The 19,375-nt window shown below is 42.9% G+C and carries 18 protein-coding genes; 15 read left to right on the top strand and 3 right to left on the bottom strand.

Annotated elements, in window-relative coordinates:
• Together CO230_RS06130 and CO230_RS06135 are read left to right on the top strand one after the other, a co-directional pair.
• Nucleotides 1–3,156 carry an efflux RND transporter permease subunit gene (locus tag CO230_RS06130; protein WP_122027790.1) on the top strand — a complete coding sequence of 1,052 codons (3,156 nt, stop codon included), beginning with the start codon at nucleotides 1–3 and terminating at the stop codon, nucleotides 3,154–3,156.
• 118 nt (nucleotides 3,157–3,274) lie between these two features.
• Nucleotides 3,275–3,490: a hypothetical protein gene (locus CO230_RS06135; RefSeq protein ID WP_122027791.1), complete on the top strand. Its 216-nt coding sequence runs from the start codon at nucleotides 3,275–3,277 to the stop codon at nucleotides 3,488–3,490.
• On the opposite strand, the gene CO230_RS06140 is transcribed toward CO230_RS06135, so the two are convergent.
• From CO230_RS06140 to CO230_RS06150, 3 genes are all read right to left on the bottom strand, one after another.
• Nucleotides 3,487–4,854: an MATE family efflux transporter gene (locus CO230_RS06140; protein WP_122027792.1), complete on the bottom strand. Its 1,368-nt coding sequence runs from the start codon at nucleotides 4,852–4,854 to the stop codon at nucleotides 3,487–3,489. The two genes, CO230_RS06135 and CO230_RS06140, sit on opposite strands and share 4 nt — an antisense overlap.
• A 59-nt stretch (nucleotides 4,855–4,913) precedes the next feature.
• Nucleotides 4,914–6,098 (bottom strand): sigma-54-dependent transcriptional regulator, encoded by a 1,185-nt coding sequence (locus CO230_RS06145; RefSeq protein ID WP_122027793.1) that lies wholly within the window; start codon nucleotides 6,096–6,098, stop codon nucleotides 4,914–4,916.
• A gap of 79 nt (nucleotides 6,099–6,177) precedes the next feature.
• Entirely contained in the window at nucleotides 6,178–6,852 is a 675-nt protein-coding gene (locus CO230_RS06150) for a YggS family pyridoxal phosphate-dependent enzyme (protein ID WP_122027794.1), read from the bottom strand.
• Between the two features lie 183 nt (nucleotides 6,853–7,035).
• Between CO230_RS06150 and CO230_RS06155 the strand changes: the two genes are divergently transcribed.
• From CO230_RS06155 to CO230_RS06215, 13 genes are all read left to right on the top strand, one after another.
• On the top strand, nucleotides 7,036–7,677 hold the full coding sequence (locus tag CO230_RS06155; RefSeq protein WP_162989992.1) for a hypothetical protein: 642 nt from the start codon (nucleotides 7,036–7,038) through the stop codon (nucleotides 7,675–7,677).
• Between the two features lie 6 nt (nucleotides 7,678–7,683).
• Entirely contained in the window at nucleotides 7,684–8,454 is a 771-nt protein-coding gene (locus CO230_RS06160) for a sensor histidine kinase (protein ID WP_122027796.1), read from the top strand.
• Nucleotides 8,455–8,456: 2 nt separating this feature from the next.
• A complete protein-coding gene (locus CO230_RS06165) occupies nucleotides 8,457–9,104 on the top strand; it encodes a response regulator transcription factor (RefSeq protein WP_122028911.1) in 648 nt (215 codons plus the stop codon).
• Between the two features lie 300 nt (nucleotides 9,105–9,404).
• Nucleotides 9,405–9,920 carry a GNAT family N-acetyltransferase gene (locus CO230_RS06170; RefSeq protein ID WP_122027797.1) on the top strand — a complete coding sequence of 172 codons (516 nt, stop codon included), beginning with the start codon at nucleotides 9,405–9,407 and terminating at the stop codon, nucleotides 9,918–9,920.
• Nucleotides 9,921–9,993: 73 nt separating this feature from the next.
• Nucleotides 9,994–11,523, top strand: coding sequence for a 2,3-bisphosphoglycerate-independent phosphoglycerate mutase (gpmI, locus tag CO230_RS06175; RefSeq protein WP_122027798.1), 1,530 nt, complete (start codon nucleotides 9,994–9,996; stop codon nucleotides 11,521–11,523).
• A 172-nt stretch (nucleotides 11,524–11,695) separates the two neighbouring features.
• On the top strand, nucleotides 11,696–12,673 hold the full coding sequence (locus tag CO230_RS06180; RefSeq protein ID WP_122027799.1) for an acyl-ACP desaturase: 978 nt from the start codon (nucleotides 11,696–11,698) through the stop codon (nucleotides 12,671–12,673).
• 88 nt (nucleotides 12,674–12,761) lie between these two features.
• The gene (locus CO230_RS06185) at nucleotides 12,762–13,193 is read left to right on the top strand and encodes a BT0820 family HAD-type phosphatase (protein ID WP_122027800.1); all 432 of its coding nucleotides are present in this window, start codon (nucleotides 12,762–12,764) and stop codon (nucleotides 13,191–13,193) included.
• 10 nt (nucleotides 13,194–13,203) lie between these two features.
• On the top strand, nucleotides 13,204–14,013 hold the full coding sequence (gene map / locus CO230_RS06190; protein WP_122027801.1) for a type I methionyl aminopeptidase: 810 nt from the start codon (nucleotides 13,204–13,206) through the stop codon (nucleotides 14,011–14,013).
• Nucleotides 14,013–14,777: a class I SAM-dependent methyltransferase gene (locus tag CO230_RS06195; protein WP_122027802.1), complete on the top strand. Its 765-nt coding sequence runs from the start codon at nucleotides 14,013–14,015 to the stop codon at nucleotides 14,775–14,777. The genes map and CO230_RS06195 overlap by 1 nt, the downstream gene beginning before the upstream one ends.
• A 64-nt stretch (nucleotides 14,778–14,841) precedes the next feature.
• On the top strand, nucleotides 14,842–15,717 hold the full coding sequence (gene era / locus CO230_RS06200) for a GTPase Era (protein ID WP_122027803.1): 876 nt from the start codon (nucleotides 14,842–14,844) through the stop codon (nucleotides 15,715–15,717).
• A gap of 48 nt (nucleotides 15,718–15,765) precedes the next feature.
• Nucleotides 15,766–16,194 carry a DoxX family protein gene (locus tag CO230_RS06205; RefSeq protein WP_122027804.1) on the top strand — a complete coding sequence of 143 codons (429 nt, stop codon included), beginning with the start codon at nucleotides 15,766–15,768 and terminating at the stop codon, nucleotides 16,192–16,194.
• Nucleotides 16,195–16,270: 76 nt separating this feature from the next.
• On the top strand, nucleotides 16,271–18,673 hold the full coding sequence (locus CO230_RS06210; RefSeq protein WP_122027805.1) for a prolyl oligopeptidase family serine peptidase: 2,403 nt from the start codon (nucleotides 16,271–16,273) through the stop codon (nucleotides 18,671–18,673).
• A 251-nt stretch (nucleotides 18,674–18,924) separates the two neighbouring features.
• Nucleotides 18,925–19,365: a hypothetical protein gene (locus CO230_RS06215; protein WP_122027806.1), complete on the top strand. Its 441-nt coding sequence runs from the start codon at nucleotides 18,925–18,927 to the stop codon at nucleotides 19,363–19,365.
• Nucleotides 19,366–19,375 lie beyond the last annotated feature (10 nt).

Here is a 19,375-nt window from a genome sequence, read left to right on the forward strand (position 1 = left end):
ATGAAATTAGCAGAAATATCGATAAAAAGGCCTAGTGTGGTGATCGTGATGCTTGCATTGCTCATCATCGGCGGACTTTTCAGTTATACCCAGCTCAACTATGAGCTGATTCCGAAATTCGAGGTAAAAGTGGTCACCGTTTCCACCATCTATCCTGGTGCGTCGCCTTCCGAGGTAGAAAGTACGGTTTCCCGAAAAATTGAGGATGCCATTTCCTCGCTTGAAGGAATTAAGAAAATCCAGTCGAAATCTTATGAAAGTTTATCCGTCGTTATCATTCAGTTTAATAATGATGCCGATGTAGATTTTGCCTTGAATGAAGCCCAGCGAAAGATCAACGCCATCCGCTCCGAACTTCCGGAGGATATTGAAGAGCCTTCGCTTTCGCAGTTCTCACTTTCAGATATGCCGATCGTGAGCATGGGTGTTACCGCAAATCTTACCCAAAGTGAACTCTATGACCTGATTGACCAAAAGATTCAGCCAGAATTTTCAAGGATTCAGGGTGTAGCACAGGTGAATATCGTAGGTGGACAAGAGCGTGAGATCCGTGTGAACCTCGATCAGAACAAGCTTGAAGGTTACGGCCTTACCATTCCTCAGGTTCAGCAGATCATCTCGACCTCAAACCTCGATTTCCCTACAGGTTCCCTTAAAACCCGCCAAAACAGCACCCTTATCCGTCTCTCCGGGAAAATACAAACTGTTGAGGAACTCAGGAATCTGACGATTTCCTCTGTTAACGGCCAGAATATCCGTCTATCAGATGTAGCGGAAGTGCAGGACACGCAGAAAGAAACTGATAAAATTGCCCGGGTAGATCAGCAGACCACCATCTTGCTTCAGGTACAGAAACAAACAGATGCCAACGCGGTTGAAGTAAGTGAACTGGTACAGGCGAAAATTGTACAGATGCAAGCGCAGTACAAAGCCCAAAACCTGAACATCAACGTAGCGAATGATACTTCTACCTTTACTTTAGAAGCAGCAAACTCTGTAATTAAAGACTTGTTTATCGCGGTAGGCCTCGTAGCATTCGTGATGTTGTTCTTCCTGCACAGTTTCCGTAATGCACTGATTGTGATGGTAGCCATCCCAACATCACTTGTTGCTACATTCATCGGTTTGAGTTTGCTTGATTATTCATTGAACTTAATGAGTTTACTTGGACTTTCTCTCGTTGTAGGTATCGTGGTGGATGACGCGATTGTGGTTATCGAGAACATCCACCGCCATATGGAGATGGGGAAAAACAAAGTACGTGCAGCCTATGACGGTGCCTCTGAAATCGGGTTTACTGTTACCGCTATTACTTTGGTAATTGTGGTGGTATTCCTTCCGATTGCGATCAGCAGCGGTTTGGTGTCCGATATTATCCGTCAGTTCTGTGTTACCGTGATTATCGCGACCATGCTTTCGCTTTTGGTATCGTTTACCGTGGTTCCATGGTTGTATTCACGTTATGGTAAGCTCGATCTCATCAGTAAAGATTCACTTTTTGGTAAAGTGATCTATAAATTTGAACAGGGACTTTCACGCTTTACAGACTTTATTACAAATATCCTTAAATGGAGCCTGCACCATAAGATCAAGACCTTCCTTATCACATTTGCACTTTTTATTTCAGCGATTTTGATGGTTGCGTTTGGGTATATCGGATCAGATTTCTTCCCGGGAACTGACAAAGGTGAATTTTTAGTTCAGATAGAAATGCCAAAAGATGTCTCTATCGAGCAAACCAACTTTACCACCCAACAAGCTGAAGCTTTTCTGAGCAAAAGACCTGAAATTGAAAGGATGATTACCACCGTAGGCCAAGCCAGTACCGGGATGGGTGGCGCGCAAGCAACCAGCTACCAGTCGGAGATCAGTATTAAACTCATCCCCAAATCTGAGCGCGAAGAAAGCTCTAAAGTTTACGCCGCAAAGATTAAGCGTGATCTTGAGAAAGTGCTGGTTGGTGCCAAGATCACCACAGTGCCGATTGGTTTCATGGGCGCGGAGGAGGCACCGCTTCAGATGACTGTAGTTGGACCTACACTGGAGGATGTGATGGCGTATGCAAAGCAGGCCGAGGCTCAATTGAAAACAATTGATGGTGCTTCTGAGGTGGAACTTTCGGTAGAAACCGGAAATCCTGAAATCGCCGTTACGGTAGACCGTGATAAGATGGCTTCACTCGGATTGAGCGTTGCACAGGTGGGACAAACACTTCGTACGGCATTTAGCGGTGACGATAACAATAAGTTCAGAACCGGTAACAATGAGTATGATATCAATATCATTCTTGATGAAGGTTACCGAAAAAGTATTGATGACGTGAGGAACATCACTTTCGTGAACAACATGGGCATGAAGGTACAACTTTCCCAGTTCGCCGAGATCTCTAATTCCTCCGGCCCGGCACTCTTGGAAAGATACGACCGTTCACCTTCCGTAACCGTACAGTCTCAGGTGGTGGGTAAGACTACCGGTGCCATCGCTGCCGAATGGGAAGCCAAGATGGAAAACATACAGAAACCCGCCGGCGTCAACTGGATCTGGGGTGGAAACATGGAGAACCAAAGCGAAGGTTTCGGTACCCTTGGGGTAGCTTTACTGGCTGCGATCATGTTAGTATATATGATTATGGTGGTGCTTTATAACGACTTCGTGAAGCCCTTCATCGTACTCTTCTCCATCCCGCTTTCGTTTATCGGGGCGCTTTGGGCACTGGCGCTAACGAATCAGAGTTTAAATATCTTTACCATCCTCGGGGTGATTATGTTGATTGGTTTGGTAGCCAAGAACGCGATTCTACTGGTAGATTTCACCAACCACCGTATGGATAAAGGTGAGACCATCGAAAATGCATTGATCCAGGCGAACCACGCGCGTCTTCGTCCGATCCTGATGACTACGATTGCGATGGTCTTCGGTATGTTGCCGATCGCCTTGGCATCCGGTGCGGCTGCGGAGATGAATAACGGTCTGGCGATTGTAATCATCGGTGGTTTGTTATCATCACTTTTCCTTACACTGATCATCGTTCCGGTGGTTTACTATATCGTAGTGAAGCTGGAGAACCGATACTCAAAGCATGATAAGGTAAATTATGAAGAAGAAATGAAAGCTGATTACGAGCATATTCATCCAGAGCAGGAACTTGACTTTTAAACATCAGTTCTTTAAAAGAAATAGCCGTCTCAAATTTTTTGGGACGGCTATCTTTTTATTTTAAATATTTAATTAAATATAGTCATAACACATTTCCTTAGTCCGGACAGCACCTGAAATGAGACTGAAAGTTTCAGAAACGGTCGGGACACCTACAGAAACGGTCGGGTCACCTACAGAAACGGTCGGGACACTTGCAGAAACGATCGGGACACCTGTAGAAACGGTCGGGATACTTGCAGAAACGGTCGGGACACTCGCAGAAATGGTCCGGACAATTGCAGAAATGAACGGGACGGTAGGATATGCCAAAAATGTACGGGAGCTTAACTAAACTGCCACCGCTGCCTTGATATTTCTTTGGGACAGTTTCAGAAACCTACGTACCAGTAAAAGTGCTGAAATCGTAAGTCCGAGCCCAAGACCGATCCACACGCCGAAAGCCCCCATCTTTAACGGAACGCAAAGGAAATAGCCCAAAGGGATCGCGATAACCCAATAGGCTACGAAGGTAATGAAGGAGGGAATCTTCACATCCTGGATGCCGCGCAGGCAGCCCAGCGCCACCACCTGGATTCCATCCGATAACTGAAACAGCGCCGCGATGATCATCAACTTCGAGGCGAGTAGAATGACCTCGAAATCCTCTTTACGCGTGAAGAAGGTGGGGAGTATATCTCGGCCGACAATGAATATCAGACCGCAGAACAGCATGAACAGGAAGACGATTTTCAGGTTGTTCGTACCGACTTTCTTTAATCCCACAAAATCACGCTCACCACGTTTGCGACCGATCAGCACGGTAGAGGCCACACTAAAACCGATACATAGGTTAAAGGTGAACGACGCCATGGAAAGCGCGATCTGGTGCGAAGCGATATCTTTAGCCGAAACCAATCCACAGATGAAGGCGGCACCGGCAAACGCGGTAACTTCAAAGAACATCTGTAGTGCGGTAGGGAAACCGATTTTCAGCATTTTACCGAACATCTGTTTAGAGAAGCCCGCTATTTTCAAGGAGAAATCTTTAATGTATCTGCGTGTAGATTTTTCTTTAAGCAATACATAATAAAGAAAAACCATCATGAAGATCCTGGCGATGAGACTCGCCAGTGCAGAACCTTCCACACCCATTGCCGGGAAACCGAACATACCTTTGATGAACACATAGTTCAACACTACATTGATTACGTTGGCGATGATGGTGGCTTTTGTAACCCCGATAGTGAAGGACAGGCCTTCGGAAACCTCGCGAAGCGTCTGAAAGACCATGAACGGAAGAATGCTGACGGTCATGATGCTCAGGAAGCCTATCGTATCCGGAATGATTTCTGCCGGTTGATCCATATGATAGAGTACAGGCATCGCCAGGAAAAGCAGTAACATCAGCGCGAGTCCCACGCCGAGATTGATCACAAAGCCATGTCTGAACACCGAGTTGATGGTTTCATGCTTTTGTTGGGAATGCGCTTCCGACACCAAGGGCGGAATGGCAAATGAAAAACCGAGTGCAAAAACAAAGATTGAAAAGAATACCGCATTCCCCAGCGAAACCGAGGCAAGTGCCTGCGCACCGAGCAGCTTGCCGACAATAATATTATCAAAAAGGTTAACAGATACCTGCCCAACCTGCGTAATCATCACCGGAAGTGCCAGTGTAAGACAGGCTTTGGTGTATTCTTTATTAAGGAATGCCATAAAAAAAATTTGCAGCAAAAATACTGCAAACTTTTCTCTAAAAGACGGTTGTGTGTTTATTATTTTCTTACAAAGCTGGCCACGTCTTCCTCTGAAACAGGATTTGATCCTAAGATGAGAAGTCGCTCTACGACATTCCGCAGTTCACGGATGTTACCCGTCCAGCTGAAATTCTCCAACGCTTTAATGGCTTTGTCGTCAAAGGATTTCTGTGCGGTGCCATGTTCTTCAGAAATGGTTTTCGAGAAATGCTCCACCAGAAGTTTGATATCCTCTTTTCTTTCATCGAGGGGCGGTACGTAGATCTCGATTACCGACAGCCTGTGGTAAAGATCCTCCCGGAATTTGCCGGCCTCTATTTCTTTCTTCATGTTCTTATTGGTGGCGGCAAGTACCCGTACGTCCACCTTGATTTCTTTGTCGCTGCCTACAGGGGAAACTTTACTTTCCTGCAGTGCGCGCAAAACTTTAGCCTGTGCTACGAGGGACATATCCCCAATTTCATCGAGGAAAATGGTACCGTTGTTGGCAAGTTCAAACTTACCCTGCTTATCTTTGATGGCACCGGTGAAACTTCCTTTTACGTGCCCGAATAATTCAGATTCAATAAGTTCTGAAGGGATGGCGGCACAGTTTACTTCGATCATCGGGCCTTTACTACGGTCACTTTGTGAATGGATGGCGTGTGCTACCAACTCTTTACCGGCACCGTTTGGACCTGTAATTAGTACGCGGGCATCTGATGGAGCGACTTTTTCAATCATCTCCTGGATTTTTTTCAGCGGAGCGGATTCGCCAATCATCTGAAATTTTTTATTGACTTTCTTTTTCAGCGTAGTGTTTTCTACATGTAGCACTTGGTTGGTCCGCTGCAGGTTTCTTTTATCTAAGGCATTCTTAACGCTGGTAATCAGTCGGTTGATATCCACAGGTTTCGAGATGAAATCATAGGCACCTTCTTTCAGGCAAGCCACAGCCGTATCGATGTCTGCATGGCCCGAAATCATCACGAAGGTGGTGTCGGGTTTTATTTGTAAGGCTTGTTTCAGGAGTTCGGTGCCGGAGAGTTTAGGCATTTTAATATCGGAGACAACAAGGGCAAAATCTTCTTTTTCGATATGTTTCAGCCCTTCAAGACCGTCTTCGGCAATTACAAATTCATAATCCGGAAGTTCATCGGAAAGTATGCTCTGCAATACACCGGAAATTGTCTTTTCATCTTCAACGATTAAGATTTTCTGCATTAAATAGTTTTTATGGATTATATAGAAATAAGGTTATGATTTTGACGGATTTTTTATCAAGAATCGTACCTAACAACTTTTAAAGGTCATATTGTCTGCTGCCGAAAATCGCCGAGCCCACCCGTACAGAATTTGATCCGCAAGCTATGGCCATTTGGTAGTCGCCGCTCATGCCCATTGATAATGTTTGAAGTTGCTTCATCAATGAAAACTCGTCGAATATTTCTTTTAGTGAGTTAAATTCGGTTTTAATTTGATCTGTATCGTCAGTGAAACTTGCCATACCCATAAGGCCGGTGATTTCAATATTCGGGTAATTGCCTTCCATGTATTGCCGGAAAAGCTGTTGCGCTTCCTGTTTGGTAAGACCGTACTTTGTTTCTTCAGCCGCGATTTTGATCTGTAGATATACTTTGATGGTACGGTTGTATTTAGCGGCCTGCCGGCTTATTTCGAGAAGTATTTTTTCTGAATCTACACTTTGTATGGTATCGATAAATTGGGCAATGTATTTTACTTTATTCGTCTGTAGGTGACCGATGAGGTGCCATTGGATGTCTGATGGTAGTTTTGGCACTTTTTCGGTAAGTTCCTGCACTTTATTTTCGCCGAAAACTCTTTGTCCGGCGTCGTACACTTGTTGAATAACCTCAGGCGGATGCGTTTTAGATACTGCCACCAACTGTACATGCTGTGGAAGATCCTGTGAAATTTTCCTGTAATTGCTAACGGGTTCAGTTTCTGCAGTACTCATATTTCAATATTTTCTGTAAGCCAATATAATCATTAAAAAACAAATTTACAATCCTAAAACAGTGAAAAAACATTGGAGACGCTGTTTTTTAGGGTTTTTTCACCTATGCTAAGCATATAATTATCGTCTATATTTGTTATGTAAACACTGTTTATCTTATTAAGCATGTCAAAATTTGGTCAGATGAAAGATATAGCCGGATTTTTAGGGGTGATATTGATGCTGGCCACATTTATCCTACTTATCATTAAACGCAGGAACCTTGGCAAGAACATAGACGTCTTTATTTTAGCTGTAGGAACCATCACTTTAGTGGAAACTTACGGTACCTATTGGCGGTATATGGATGCGGAGTTTAACTCTTATCCCGTGTATGTCATTGGAGTTTCGTTTATTCTTTTTTTACTCTTTTTACTGTATCTTCATTTTACTTTGCAACAGAAGCGGCTGCGGCGGTTGAGTGTATTCTTTATGATAACTTTTTTGATCAATTATATATTATCTGCTATTTTCTTCGAAACCTTTTTAACGAAACCTCCACTGAATGTTTATTTTGGCGGTATGTTAATGGTGACTGCAAGCATAGTTTTGGTACTTATGGAGACCTTTAATTCCGAGGAAATCTTTTCCCTCCAGCATTACTTTCCTTTTTGGGCTTGTATTTACATAATGGTCACCTATCTGGGTGTCACCCCATTACTTATCGCAAGATTCACCGCCGGCCAACTGAATTCCACTGTTTTTTATCTCATACTTTTACTGGTGAATATACTGGGATATTCCGTACTTTTAGTGGGTATTTTTCAGGGTAAAAATGAAAACTGATACATCATGCACCTTTCACAGACAGAAATTCTTATCATCATCAGCACATTTATCATTTTGATAGTGGTTCTAATGCTGGTCGTCGTGTATGGGGTGTTCATCAAAAAAAAATCGGAACTGCTGCTTATCCAAAAGAAAAGAGAAGCTATATTTGAACAGCAGTTGGCCCTGTCCCAAGTGGAACTTCAGGAACAGACTTTAAAACACATCGGGCAAGAGTTACATGATGATCTAGGCCAAAAACTATCTGTAGCGCGCCTGATGACCAATAAAATCATGTATGTACCCGAAAGTGACAGTAATAAAATTGCCGAGGAAATAAATCAACTGGTGGGTGAGTGCCTACAGGATATTCGAAATATCTCAAAAGCGTTCATATCAAAACAAACCACTAACTTTGACTTCGTAGAATCGCTGGAGCGCGAAATCTTCCGGATTAAGAGGTTGGGCTTGTTGCAGGTGCATTATCAAATTAACCATCATAACCTTCGCATCAACCCTGAGCATGGACTTATTTTGTTCCGGATCATACAGGAATGTATTACCAATGTTATCAAACATTCGCGCTCTAAAAGTATTCAACTGATTGTAGAAGATCATTCGCGCTTGATAAAATTCATGGTGAACGATCAGGGCACAGGCTTCCGGAAGCAACGGAATAACGATGGGATTGGACTAAAGAACATGATTAGCCGTGCCAAAATCATCAACGCTGAACTGAAGATTAATTCGGTAGAAAACAAAGGAACACAAATTACGGTGATATATAAAAAATGAACATGAACACAATAAAGATTGCCATTGTAGATGATCACAAACTGGTATCAAAAGCATTGGAAAATATGATTTCTTATAACCCGGCCTTTAATGTAATTATAAACAGCCCTAATGGTCAGGATTTTCTCGATACCTTAAGTACCACACAGGATTTCCCCGATGTAGTATTGATGGATATCAATATGCCAATTAAGAACGGAATCGAGACCACCGCAGAACTTACCCAAGATTATCCGAACTTAAAAGTCATCGCGCTAACCATGGAGGATCATGAAGGGACCATCATTAAAATGCTGAAAGCCGGTGCTAAAGGTTATCTGCTTAAAGATATGTCACCCGACATCCTTTTTGATGCTATAGATATCGTACATAAAAAAGGGATATTCTACACCGATCTTGTCACCCAAAGTCTGTTGAAGATCAAGACAGAGGAAAAATTCATGGAAACCCTGAATGATGCCTTAAAAGAGCGTGAACTAGAGTTTATTCGCCTCGCATGTTCAGAACTTACCTACCGCGAAATTGCCGACCAAATGTTCGTAAGTCCGCGCACCGTAGATGGTTACCGCGATTCGGTATTCGTGAAACTGAATGTGAAATCCAGGGTGGGAATTGTCATGTTTGCGATTAAACATAATATTATTATTTGAAAAAAGGGTGTTTTCACGCTAATTAAAAGTGTTTTTTCGGCGTAATTTAGACACGTCAAACACAAAGACACAAATGAAGAAAAAAAAGAAAACCGGTTTATCATAAACTGGTTTTCTTTTTTATAACATTTTCGCTATTTCCATATCTGGATTAAAAACATTTTTTAATAATTACCAGATCAAAATGCCACTCAAATTTTTCTATTAAATCTTCGCATATAGCGTGGTTGTTGCTAATTAGATCAGCCTTTATCATTATCATAGATAACTTCAGTAGATTTGTGGAAAATTACAAAAAGAATGCAGACTCATCAATATATCTATCGAAAAGCTAACATGGCCGACCGCGATCAGATCTGGGAAATATTACGGCAAGGCATCGAAAGAAGAAAGAAAGAGGGCAGCCGGCAGTGGCAGGACGGCTATCCAAATATAGATTCGGTGACGGATGACATCAACAAAGGTTTCGGCTACGTCATAGAAGTTTCATCAAGAATAGCGGTTTATGCGGCTGTGATACATGAAACCGAACCCGCCTATGAAAATATAGAAGGCAAATGGCTCTCTGATGATGACTATATGGTGGTACACCGCGTCGCCGTCGCCGATGAATTTGCCGGCCAGGGTCTGGCATCATTAATCTTTGATGAGATAGAAAAACAGGTACAGCAACAGCAAATCCCCAGTATTAAAGTTGACACGAACTATGACAATGCCGCGATGCTGAGGATTTTTGAAAAAAGGGATTACCAATATTGTGGCGAAGTTTACTTTCGTGGAAGTGCCCGTAAGGCTTTTCAGAAAATATTTTTATGATGATAATTAGGTGACTTCGCTCGCAAAGCTCGTTTCAATTCCTTAATTTTGTAGTAATAAAAATCGTTAAAAAATGTCGAAAAAAGCCATATTAGCCATACTTGACGGCTGGGGACTCGGTACAGATCCATCAGTTTCTGCCATTGCTCAGGCACATACCCCTTTCATGGATTCCTGCTATCAGCATTTCCCACATACCACCTTAGAAGCCAGCGGAACTGCAGTTGGTCTCCCATTCGGCCAGATGGGCAATTCGGAGGTGGGCCACATGAATCTTGGTGCAGGCCGTGTAGTGTATCAAAACCTCGTGAAACTGAATATGGCCGTAGAAAATGCCACCTTAGGCAAAGAAAACGTCATTACCCAAGCGTTCGAGTATGCGGCGATCAATAAAAAGAACATTCATTTCATCGGGCTGTTGTCTGATGGGGGCGTGCATTCGCATATCAATCATTTGAAAGGGTTGCTTACGGCCGCACATGAATATGGTTTTACCGATAATGTCTTTGTGCACGCTTTTACAGATGGGCGCGACTGTGATCCGCTTTCAGGAAAAGGTTTTGTTGAAGATCTTTTAGGGCATATGGCCAATACCACCGGCAAACTTGCCACCGTCATTGGGCGATATTACGCCATGGACCGCGACCGCCGCTGGGAACGGGTGAAGCTGGCTTATGATCTCATGGTTAGGGGGATTGGTGAACATACACGCGATATCATAGGGACTTTTGACCGTTGCTATAACGATGGCATTACTGATGAGTTTCTGCGTCCGATTGTCTGCATGAAAGATGGCAACCTACCCGTGGCACGTATCAATGAAGAAGATGTAGTCTTTTGCTTCAATTTCCGGACAGACCGTGGCCGGGAAATTACCGAAGTACTCTCACAGAAGGACTTTCCGGAGTTTGGGATGAGCCATCTTAAACTTTACTACGTTACGATGACGAACTATGATAAAGATTTTGACGATATAAAAGTAGTCTTCGATGAAAGTGTACTGCAGGGCACTCTTGGCGAAATCCTCGAAAAGCATGGTAAAACGCAGATCCGCGTAGCGGAAACCGAAAAATACCCCCACGTAACATTCTTCTTTTCAGGCGGTCGCGAAGCTGAATTTTTAGGCGAACGGAGGCTGTTATGCCCAAGTCCGAAAGATGTGCCGACCTACGATTTTAAGCCTGAGATGTCCGCGTACGACATTACAGAAAGAATTTTACCTGAAATCGAAAGCGAATCTGCCGATTTTATTTGTCTGAACTTTGCCAATACCGACATGGTTGGTCATACCGGCGTATTTTCAGCCGCTGTTAAAGCCGCGGAAGTGGTAGATGCCTGTATAGAAAAGGTGGCAAAAACCGCCTACGAACATGGTTATACCGTATTTATATTGGCAGATCACGGCAATTCAGATGTCATGAAGAATGCCGACGGAAGCCCGAACACCCAGCACTCCACTAATTTAGTTCCACTGATCGTGATGGATAAAGACCGCACCTGGCAGCTGAAGCCCGGTAAGCTTGGAGACGTTGCGCCATCCATATTAAAAGCAATGGATATTGAAATCCCTGAGATCATGACAGGTGATATAATCATCAATTAAAATATAATTAAACACCAATAATAAACGGCCTGAAAATGCTTATGTATTTCAGGTCGTTTTTATATAACAAAATCCTTCTAAGATTCAATAACAGAGCGTTTCTTATTTTAAATGCCTTTCTTATGTGGCGAATATAATTTTATTATCTTTGCTTAAACAGAATTTAAACAGCATGTACAATAAATTAGTTAGACTGGAGGTAATGAGGAATCTGGGAAAAGAGGTTGGAGACTTCATCACTTCTTATCTCACACCCGTTGAAAAAATTTGGCAGCCAACAGATTTTTTGCCAGATCCTTCATCAGACACATTCAAATATGACGTAGAAGAATTACAAACATACGCCCAGGAAATGGGTTACGACCTTTTCGTAACACTTATCGGCGATTGTATTACCGAAGAAGCTCTGCCAAGTTACGAATCTTGGATAATGGGGATTGATGGCGTAGATCAGGAAGAGCGTACCGGCTGGTCACAATGGGTGCGTAGCTGGACTGCGGAGGAAAACCGCCACGGCGATCTACTGAATAAATATCTTTACCTGTGTGGACGCGTAAATATGCGTGAGGTAGAGGTTACTACACAGTATTTGATACAGGATGGTTTCGATTTGGGAACATCCATGGACCCTTATCGAAATTTTGTTTATACAAGTTTTCAGGAAACCGCGACCAACATTTCACACCGGCGTGTAGGTACGCTGGCCAAACAGAGCGGTAACGGAAAACTGGCTAAGATGTGTGGTGTAATCGCTGCTGATGAAGCACGACATGCCAAAGCTTACAAACATTTCGTAACGCGTATCTTCGAGCTTGATCCTTCTGAAATGATGCTTGCCTTCGAAGATATGATGAGAAAGAAAATTGTGATGCCCGCACATTTGATGCGCGAATCTGGCCAAAAAGCCGGTGAACTTTGGGGGCACTTTTCTGATGCTGCACAGCGTGCGATGGTGTACACAGGGCAAGATTATATTAACATCCTCAGCGATTTGCTGACAGACTGGAAGATCGAATACATTACCGGACTGAACGAAAAAGCAGAAAAAGCACAGGAGTATCTAATGAAACTGCCATCCAGATTACAGAAGATCACCGACAGAATCGCAACCCCTGATTTGCAATATCAGTTCAAATGGGTGAAATCTTAATCAAACAAAATACTTCTTTACCAGAGCGGCAGAATTTTCTACCGCTCTTTTATTTTATTATCTTTGCATTCCGAAATTTTTACGCAAAATGAAAAGCAATAAAAAACTCGCCATAGATTTTGATGGTACCGTAGTGGAAGATGCCTATCCAGGTATTGGCAAACCCAAGACTTTTGCCTTCGAAACCCTTCGCCAACTTCAGTCAGAAGGCTACCGCCTTATCCTCTGGACTTTCAGACATGGGAAAACTTTGGATGAAGCTGTGGAATTCTGTCGTAAAAACGGCGTTGAATTTTATGCCGTGAATGCAAGTTTTGAAGGAGAAATCTTTGACGGTAATGCCGCATCACGTAAAATAGATGTCGATCTTTTCATTGATGACCGTAACCTTGGCGGTTTTCCCGGTTGGGGAGAAATCTATAACATCATCAATGAAAAAATAGAGTTTCGGGTGGAAGGCAAGGAGGTTTTGCCTTATTCAAAAATGAAAAAAGACAAAAAGAAAGGCCTGTTCTGGTAAAAAATAGCTTATGATTATTTTTAAAACACTTGATGAACTGCGGCTGATTCGCGAAAGTGCCCAGTTGGTCTCTAAAACTCTGGGCATGTTAGCCAAGGAAATTGTGCCTGGCACTACTACCGAGCATCTGGATAAACTCGGTGGCGAGTATATCCGAGATCACGGTGGCGAACCTGCATTTTTAGGAATGTATGGCTTTCCCAAAAACCTTTGTATTTCACCTAATGCAGAAGTGGTTCATGGCATTCCTAATGACAAGCCACTGCGCGAAGGCGATATTCTCTCGGTAGATTGTGGGGTTTATATGAACGGCTTTTATGGCGACCATGCATATTCTTTTCAGGTAGGTGAAGTAGCCGCGGAAACCAAGAAACTTTTGGAAGTAACGAAAGAATCCCTATACAAAGGCATCGCCCAATGTGTACGCGGAAAGAGAGTAGGAGACATCTCTAACGCAATACAGGAACACTGCGAAAAACACGGCTACGGCGTGGTGCGCGAGCTTGTAGGCCACGGCCTCGGGCGTAAAATGCATGAAGATCCGCAAGTGCCAAACTACGGTCGAAAAGGCAGTGGGAAAGTCTTGAAAGACGGGATTGTTTTGGCGATTGAGCCAATGGTGAACCTCGGGACTGAAAAAGTTAAATTTCATGATGATGGGTGGACGGTGACTTCACTGGATAATTCCCCATCCGCACATTTCGAGCATGATGTGACCATCATTGCTGGGAAACCCGTTTTGCTGTCAACTTATAAATATATTTATGAGGCCCTCGGCATCGAAAGTGATGAGGAAGCTCCTTTTACTTTAGATTTTTAATGAAGAAAATTGCCCGTTTTTTACTGAATAAAATTCCGCGCCCAGTGCTTATTCAGTTAAGCATCTTGCTGCGTCCGCTAATTTATCAGTTCTTTAAAGGCAATAATTTTACCGATCCCATTGACGGGAAGTCTTACCGCAAATTTTTACCTTACGGTTACGGCAAACAGCGCGATAATGCACTTTCCCCCTCCACACTTAGTTTAGAGAGGCACCGCCAGATGTGGCTCTACCTACAGAATGAAACCGACTTCTTTACAAAGAGTTACAAAGTCCTTCATATCGCCCCCGAACAGGAATTTCTGCGGAGGTTTAAACAGATGAAGAACTTGACATATGTTTCCGCAGACCTTTTTTCGCCCATTGTAGATGTAAAGGCGGATTTGCTGAACCTGCCTTTTGAGGATGAAAGTTTTGATGTCATTTTCTGTAACCATGTACTTGAGCATATAGAGGACGATCGGCGTGCCATGAGCGAACTTTACCGTGTCATGAAAAAAGGAGGCTGGGGAATATTTCAGGTCCCGATGAGGAATACGTTGCAGAAAACGTATGAAGATTTCAGCATTACCGACCCGAAAGAACGGCAGAAGCATTTTGGCCAATACGACCATGTACGTTGGTACGGTATGGATTTCTTCGAACGGTTGCAAAACGCCGGTTTCCGTACAGAGGCCAATTTTTACTCGAAGAAGTTTTCAGCTGAAGACCGCAGAAGATTCGCGCTTCAGGAAAACGAAATACTGCCAGTAGTCTTTAAATAAGACAATTCATTATCTTTGTCTCATCATCAGATGATGACTTTTAATCTTTTTAATATTCTGAGAAATGCATAAAGCAGGATTTGTAAATATAGTAGGAAAGCCAAATGCCGGAAAATCAACACTTCTGAACCAACTGATGGGCGAAAAACTGGCCATTGTCACCCAAAAAGCCCAAACGACGCGTCACCGTATTTTCGGCATTTATAATGAAGAGGATTTGCAGATTGTGTTTTCGGACACACCGGGCGTGCTGGATCCGAAGTATGGCTTGCAGGAAAAAATGATGGATTTTGTAAAAGACTCTTTACAGGATGCGGATGTTTTCCTATTCATTGTGGATATTTTAGATAAGACCGAACCATTCGAGTTTCTGGTTGAAAAACTGAACAAAATTCCTGTGCCCGTGCTCATACTCATCAATAAAATTGACGCATCGAACCAGGAAGACCTTGAAAAAGTGATGGAAATATGGCACCAGCGCATCCCAAAAGCCGAGATACTGCCGATTTCAGCGTTGCGAGGCTTCAATACAGAGGTGATCTTACCGAAACTGAAATCTTTGCTGCCCGAAAACCCGCCGTATTATGACAAGGATATGTTTACGGATAAGTCCGAACGTTTTTTTGTAAACGAAACGATCCGCGAGAAAATTCTATTGAATTACGAGAAGGAAATCCCGTACGCGGTGGAGGTGGTGACAGAAATGTTCAAAGAAAAGGAAGGCATTATCTTCATCGATTCTATTATTTACGTTGAAAGAGATACGCAAAAGGGCATTGTGATAGGCCACAAGGGCGAAGCGATAAAAAAAGTGGGCACCGAAGCTCGTCTGGACCTTGAAAAATTCTTCAGCAAAAAAATTCACCTGAACCTTTTCGTAAAAGTTAAGAAAGACTGGCGCAAGAACGAGCGCGACCTGAAAAACTTCGGTTACCGCTAAATCCTTGTTTTTACCGGTATTTTTCTTAAATTTGGTAAAATTTGTTTTATGAACTATTTTACTTCGACGAAAAGTAACGCTGTTATTACCGATTTGGTAATTTTAGTCATCAGGATTTTTGTAGGATTTGCAATGCTTTCACACGGTTTTCCTAAACTTCAGCAGCTACTTTCGGGCGAGGAGATAGTTTTCTTCGAATTTATGGGGCTTAGCGCCAAAACCTCTCTTATCCTAGCGGTTTTCGCGGAATTTGTATGTTCCATTTTTATTATTTTAGGACTCTTCAGCCGTATCGCTGTATTTTTCCTCCTCATTACTATGGCTGTCGCCGGGTTAGTGGTGCACAGCGCAGACCCTTTTGCCAAAAGAGAGCTTAGCCTACTGTATCTTTCGATTTACCTGATGCTTTTTGCATTCGGGCCGGGTAGATATTCGGTGGACTATATGATTGGCAGGAGGCGCGAAAACAATTGGTAACGCTTCTTATGATACATCGACTTTGCTGTTGATGTATTTTTTATTTCTGACTTCAAAAAAACAATTACAATAATTTATGAAAATCAAACTTACGCTAGCAGCACTGGTCTTTGCCGGACTGGTGTATGCACAGGAAAACATTACGTACCAGCAGCCATCACCTGAAATCCTTCAGTTGGCTGACTTTCAGCGCGCACCCAGCGTGATGATGGACAGTAAGAAGCAATGGTTGATCTTTTCTTACCGCCCCACGTACAAATCTTTGGATGACCTCAATCAGCCAGAAATGAAACTGGCAGGTTTACGTGTGAATCCGGTGACAAACATCAGCAGTACAGTGACGTATGTTAACAATCTTAAAATCAAAAGATTAAAGGATAAAACCGAAACCCAGGTAAAAGGATTGCCGACAAATCCCAAGATTACCTACATGTCATTTTCACCTGATGAGAAGATGATGGCCTTTACCAACACGACCTCAAAAGGTGTTGAATTATGGCTTCTTGACCTAGCGACAGCCACCGCAAGGAAAATCAGCAATGATAACCTGAATGCTAATCTCGGTTCACCGTATGTATGGATGAGAGACTCTCAGCAGTTACTTGTAAAGAGAATCCCAGCCGGACGTGGCAACCTGATTGACTCTAAAAACGAAATCCCCACAGGCCCTACAGTATCAAACGCTGATGGCAAGGTATCGCAAAACAGAACTTACCAAGATCTATTGAAAAATCCGCAAGATGAAGCTAACTTCGAAACACTGGCGAAAGCAGACCTTGTGAAGATAGCGGTGAACGGTACTGTAAGCGATTACAAACCCGCAGCCATCTATACAGGGATGAGTTTTTCACCAGATGGTAATTATGTAATGCTGACCACCATCGAGCGTCCGTATTCTTATATCGTACCGCTGAGCCGTTTCCCGATGAGTTCTGAAGTGTACGACCAAGCCGGAAATCTGGTGAAGAAAGTAAACGAAGTCCCGTTAACCGAGATCATGCCGAAAGGTTTCTCCTCCGTACGTACAGGAAAGAGGAACATGACCTGGCGTGATGATCAGCCTGCGACGTTGGTCTATGCCGAAGCGCTGGATGGGGGTGATGCCGCTAAATCTGTCGAATACCGGGATGAGATTTTCCTCTGGGAAGCACCATTTGATCAGGACCCAAAGTCGTTTTTCAAGACCGCGCAACGTTTCAGTGGGGTTGATTGGTCGAATTCGGATTTCGCAGTTGTGTCTGACAGTTGGTATGATACCCGTAACACCAAATCTTACCTCGTCAACCTGAAAAACAATACTTCAAAAGTTATTGGTGACCGTAACTATCAGGATGTTTACATGGATCCCGGAACCTTTAACACTACCAAAAACCAGTATGGCAGAACTGTCATTGATGCTAAAAATAACAAATCGTACCTGGTAGGTGATGGGTTTACAAAGAACGGACAGTTCCCATTCATTGATGAAATTGACTTGAATTCCCTCTCGAAGAAAAGGATTTATACCTCGAAACTGAAAAATTCAAAGGAAAGCATCGTCGATATCATCGATGCGAAAAGTGGTAACGTACTTGTGGTAGAGCAATCTGCTAACAAATACCCAAATTATTTCGTTAGAAACATTAAAAACGGAAAAGCGACTGCGCTTACCTCTTTCGCAAACCCGTTTGAAAGCATTAAGGATGTATATAAAGAAGTCATCAAATACAAAAGAAACGACGGGGTAGAGCTTACTGGTACGCTTTATTTACCTGCTAATTTCGACCGTAAGAATCCCAAAGAAAAACTTCCGTTGCTTATTTGGGCGTACCCAACAGAGTACAAAGACAAAAATACCGCCGGGCAGAATACACAAAACCCCAACGATTTCACTTTCCCAAGCTATGGTTCATTTATCTATTGGGTGACGAAGGGATATGCAGTGCTGGACGATGCCGCTTTCCCAATAATTGGTGAAGGTACAGCCGAACCAAACGATACGTTCCTAGCACAGCTTATAGCCAACGGAAAAGCCGCAATCGATGCAGTGGATAAACTGGGCTACATCGACCGTAATAAAGTAGCGGTAGGTGGACATTCATACGGCGCATTCATGACGGCAAACCTGCTGAGCCATTCTAAAGATTACGCCTGTGGAATTGCACGAAGTGGCGCTTATAACCGAACGCTTACGCCATTTGGCTTCCAGAGCGAGCAACGTAACTATTGGGACGTGCCAGAGATCTACAACACCATGTCGCCATTTATGAACGCTGATAAGATGAAGACACCGATGTTACTGATACATGGTGAAGCTGACAATAACCCCGGAACATTCACGCTTCAGACCGAACGATATTTTCAGGCACTTAAAAACCTAGGTGCGCCTGTAAGAATGGTACTGTTACCGCTGGAATCTCATGGGTACGCAGCTCGTGAAAATATCTTACACGTATTGTGGGAACAAGATCAGTTCCTTGAGAAATGTCTTAAAAAATAGATAAAAACCTTCTTCGGATGGTTTTTTCATTTAAAGTATGGAACATTAAAGTTTAATACTGATTCTAAAAATCCAATGCTGTGGAATAAAATATATTCTGAATTCAGAAAATTACACAATTTAACATAATATAAATTATAGGAGTTTATATTGATGCATATTTTAACACTTTAACATGACTTTTCGCCTCCTGCATCTTATGAAAATTTACTATATTTAACACCCTGAAATTTTCACTACAATCTGGAATAATGAAATATTATACGCTTGTTATCCTTACAGCGGTTAGTTTCCTTAGCTGTAACAAAAAAAATCCTCATAATGCTGCCACACAATCCCACGAAACCTGTTATGAAGGCCTCGAAGCCGATGATACGGTAAGACTTTCTATCATTGATGATGCAGGAAAAATTACCGGGACTTTGTTATACGAGAATCCAGAATCCAGTAACTCATCAGGCACTTTTACGGGCATCCGTTCAGGTGACACACTGAAACTTACTGTGAGATCCACCGCTTCCGGTACCGCTTCTTACCGCGAAAAATATTTGCTAAAAAAAGAAGATAAACTGTATGATGGCATTGGCGAGATCAAACAGATCAACGATTCTGTCGCTGTATTTGCCAAACCTACGGATCTTGTATTCACCCACAGCCTTGTTTTCGAACAGGCAGATTGCAGCGATTTTTAGTTTAACATAA

The organism is Chryseobacterium sp. 6424, assembly GCF_003692615.1.
Classification (GTDB): Bacteria; Bacteroidota; Bacteroidia; order Flavobacteriales; family Weeksellaceae; genus Kaistella.

Bases quoted from the DNA above. Each gene is read 5' to 3' on its own strand.
- gpmI (WP_122027798.1), top strand. From the start codon at position 9,994: ATGTCGAAAAAAGCCATATTAGCCATACTTGACGGCTGGGGACTCGGT.
- CO230_RS06210 (WP_122027805.1), top strand. From the start codon at position 16,271: ATGAAAATCAAACTTACGCTAGCAGCACTGGTCTTTGCCGGACTGGTG.
- CO230_RS06185 (WP_122027800.1), top strand. From the start codon at position 12,762: ATGAAAAGCAATAAAAAACTCGCCATAGATTTTGATGGTACCGTAGTG.
- CO230_RS06165 (WP_122028911.1), top strand. From the start codon at position 8,457: ATGAACACAATAAAGATTGCCATTGTAGATGATCACAAACTGGTATCA.
- CO230_RS06180 (WP_122027799.1), top strand. From the start codon at position 11,696: ATGTACAATAAATTAGTTAGACTGGAGGTAATGAGGAATCTGGGAAAA.
- CO230_RS06195 (WP_122027802.1), top strand. From the start codon at position 14,013: ATGAAGAAAATTGCCCGTTTTTTACTGAATAAAATTCCGCGCCCAGTG.
- CO230_RS06150 (WP_122027794.1), bottom strand. From the start codon at position 6,852: ATGAGTACTGCAGAAACTGAACCCGTTAGCAATTACAGGAAAATTTCA.
- era (WP_122027803.1), top strand. From the start codon at position 14,842: ATGCATAAAGCAGGATTTGTAAATATAGTAGGAAAGCCAAATGCCGGA.
- CO230_RS06140 (WP_122027792.1), bottom strand. From the start codon at position 4,854: ATGGCATTCCTTAATAAAGAATACACCAAAGCCTGTCTTACACTGGCA.
- CO230_RS06215 (WP_122027806.1), top strand. From the start codon at position 18,925: ATGAAATATTATACGCTTGTTATCCTTACAGCGGTTAGTTTCCTTAGC.
- CO230_RS06155 (WP_162989992.1), top strand. From the start codon at position 7,036: ATGAAAGATATAGCCGGATTTTTAGGGGTGATATTGATGCTGGCCACA.
- CO230_RS06205 (WP_122027804.1), top strand. From the start codon at position 15,766: ATGAACTATTTTACTTCGACGAAAAGTAACGCTGTTATTACCGATTTG.
- map (WP_122027801.1), top strand. From the start codon at position 13,204: ATGATTATTTTTAAAACACTTGATGAACTGCGGCTGATTCGCGAAAGT.
- CO230_RS06160 (WP_122027796.1), top strand. From the start codon at position 7,684: ATGCACCTTTCACAGACAGAAATTCTTATCATCATCAGCACATTTATC.
- CO230_RS06135 (WP_122027791.1), top strand. From the start codon at position 3,275: ATGAGACTGAAAGTTTCAGAAACGGTCGGGACACCTACAGAAACGGTC.
- CO230_RS06130 (WP_122027790.1), top strand. From the start codon at position 1: ATGAAATTAGCAGAAATATCGATAAAAAGGCCTAGTGTGGTGATCGTG.
- CO230_RS06145 (WP_122027793.1), bottom strand. From the start codon at position 6,098: ATGCAGAAAATCTTAATCGTTGAAGATGAAAAGACAATTTCCGGTGTA.
- CO230_RS06170 (WP_122027797.1), top strand. From the start codon at position 9,405: ATGCAGACTCATCAATATATCTATCGAAAAGCTAACATGGCCGACCGC.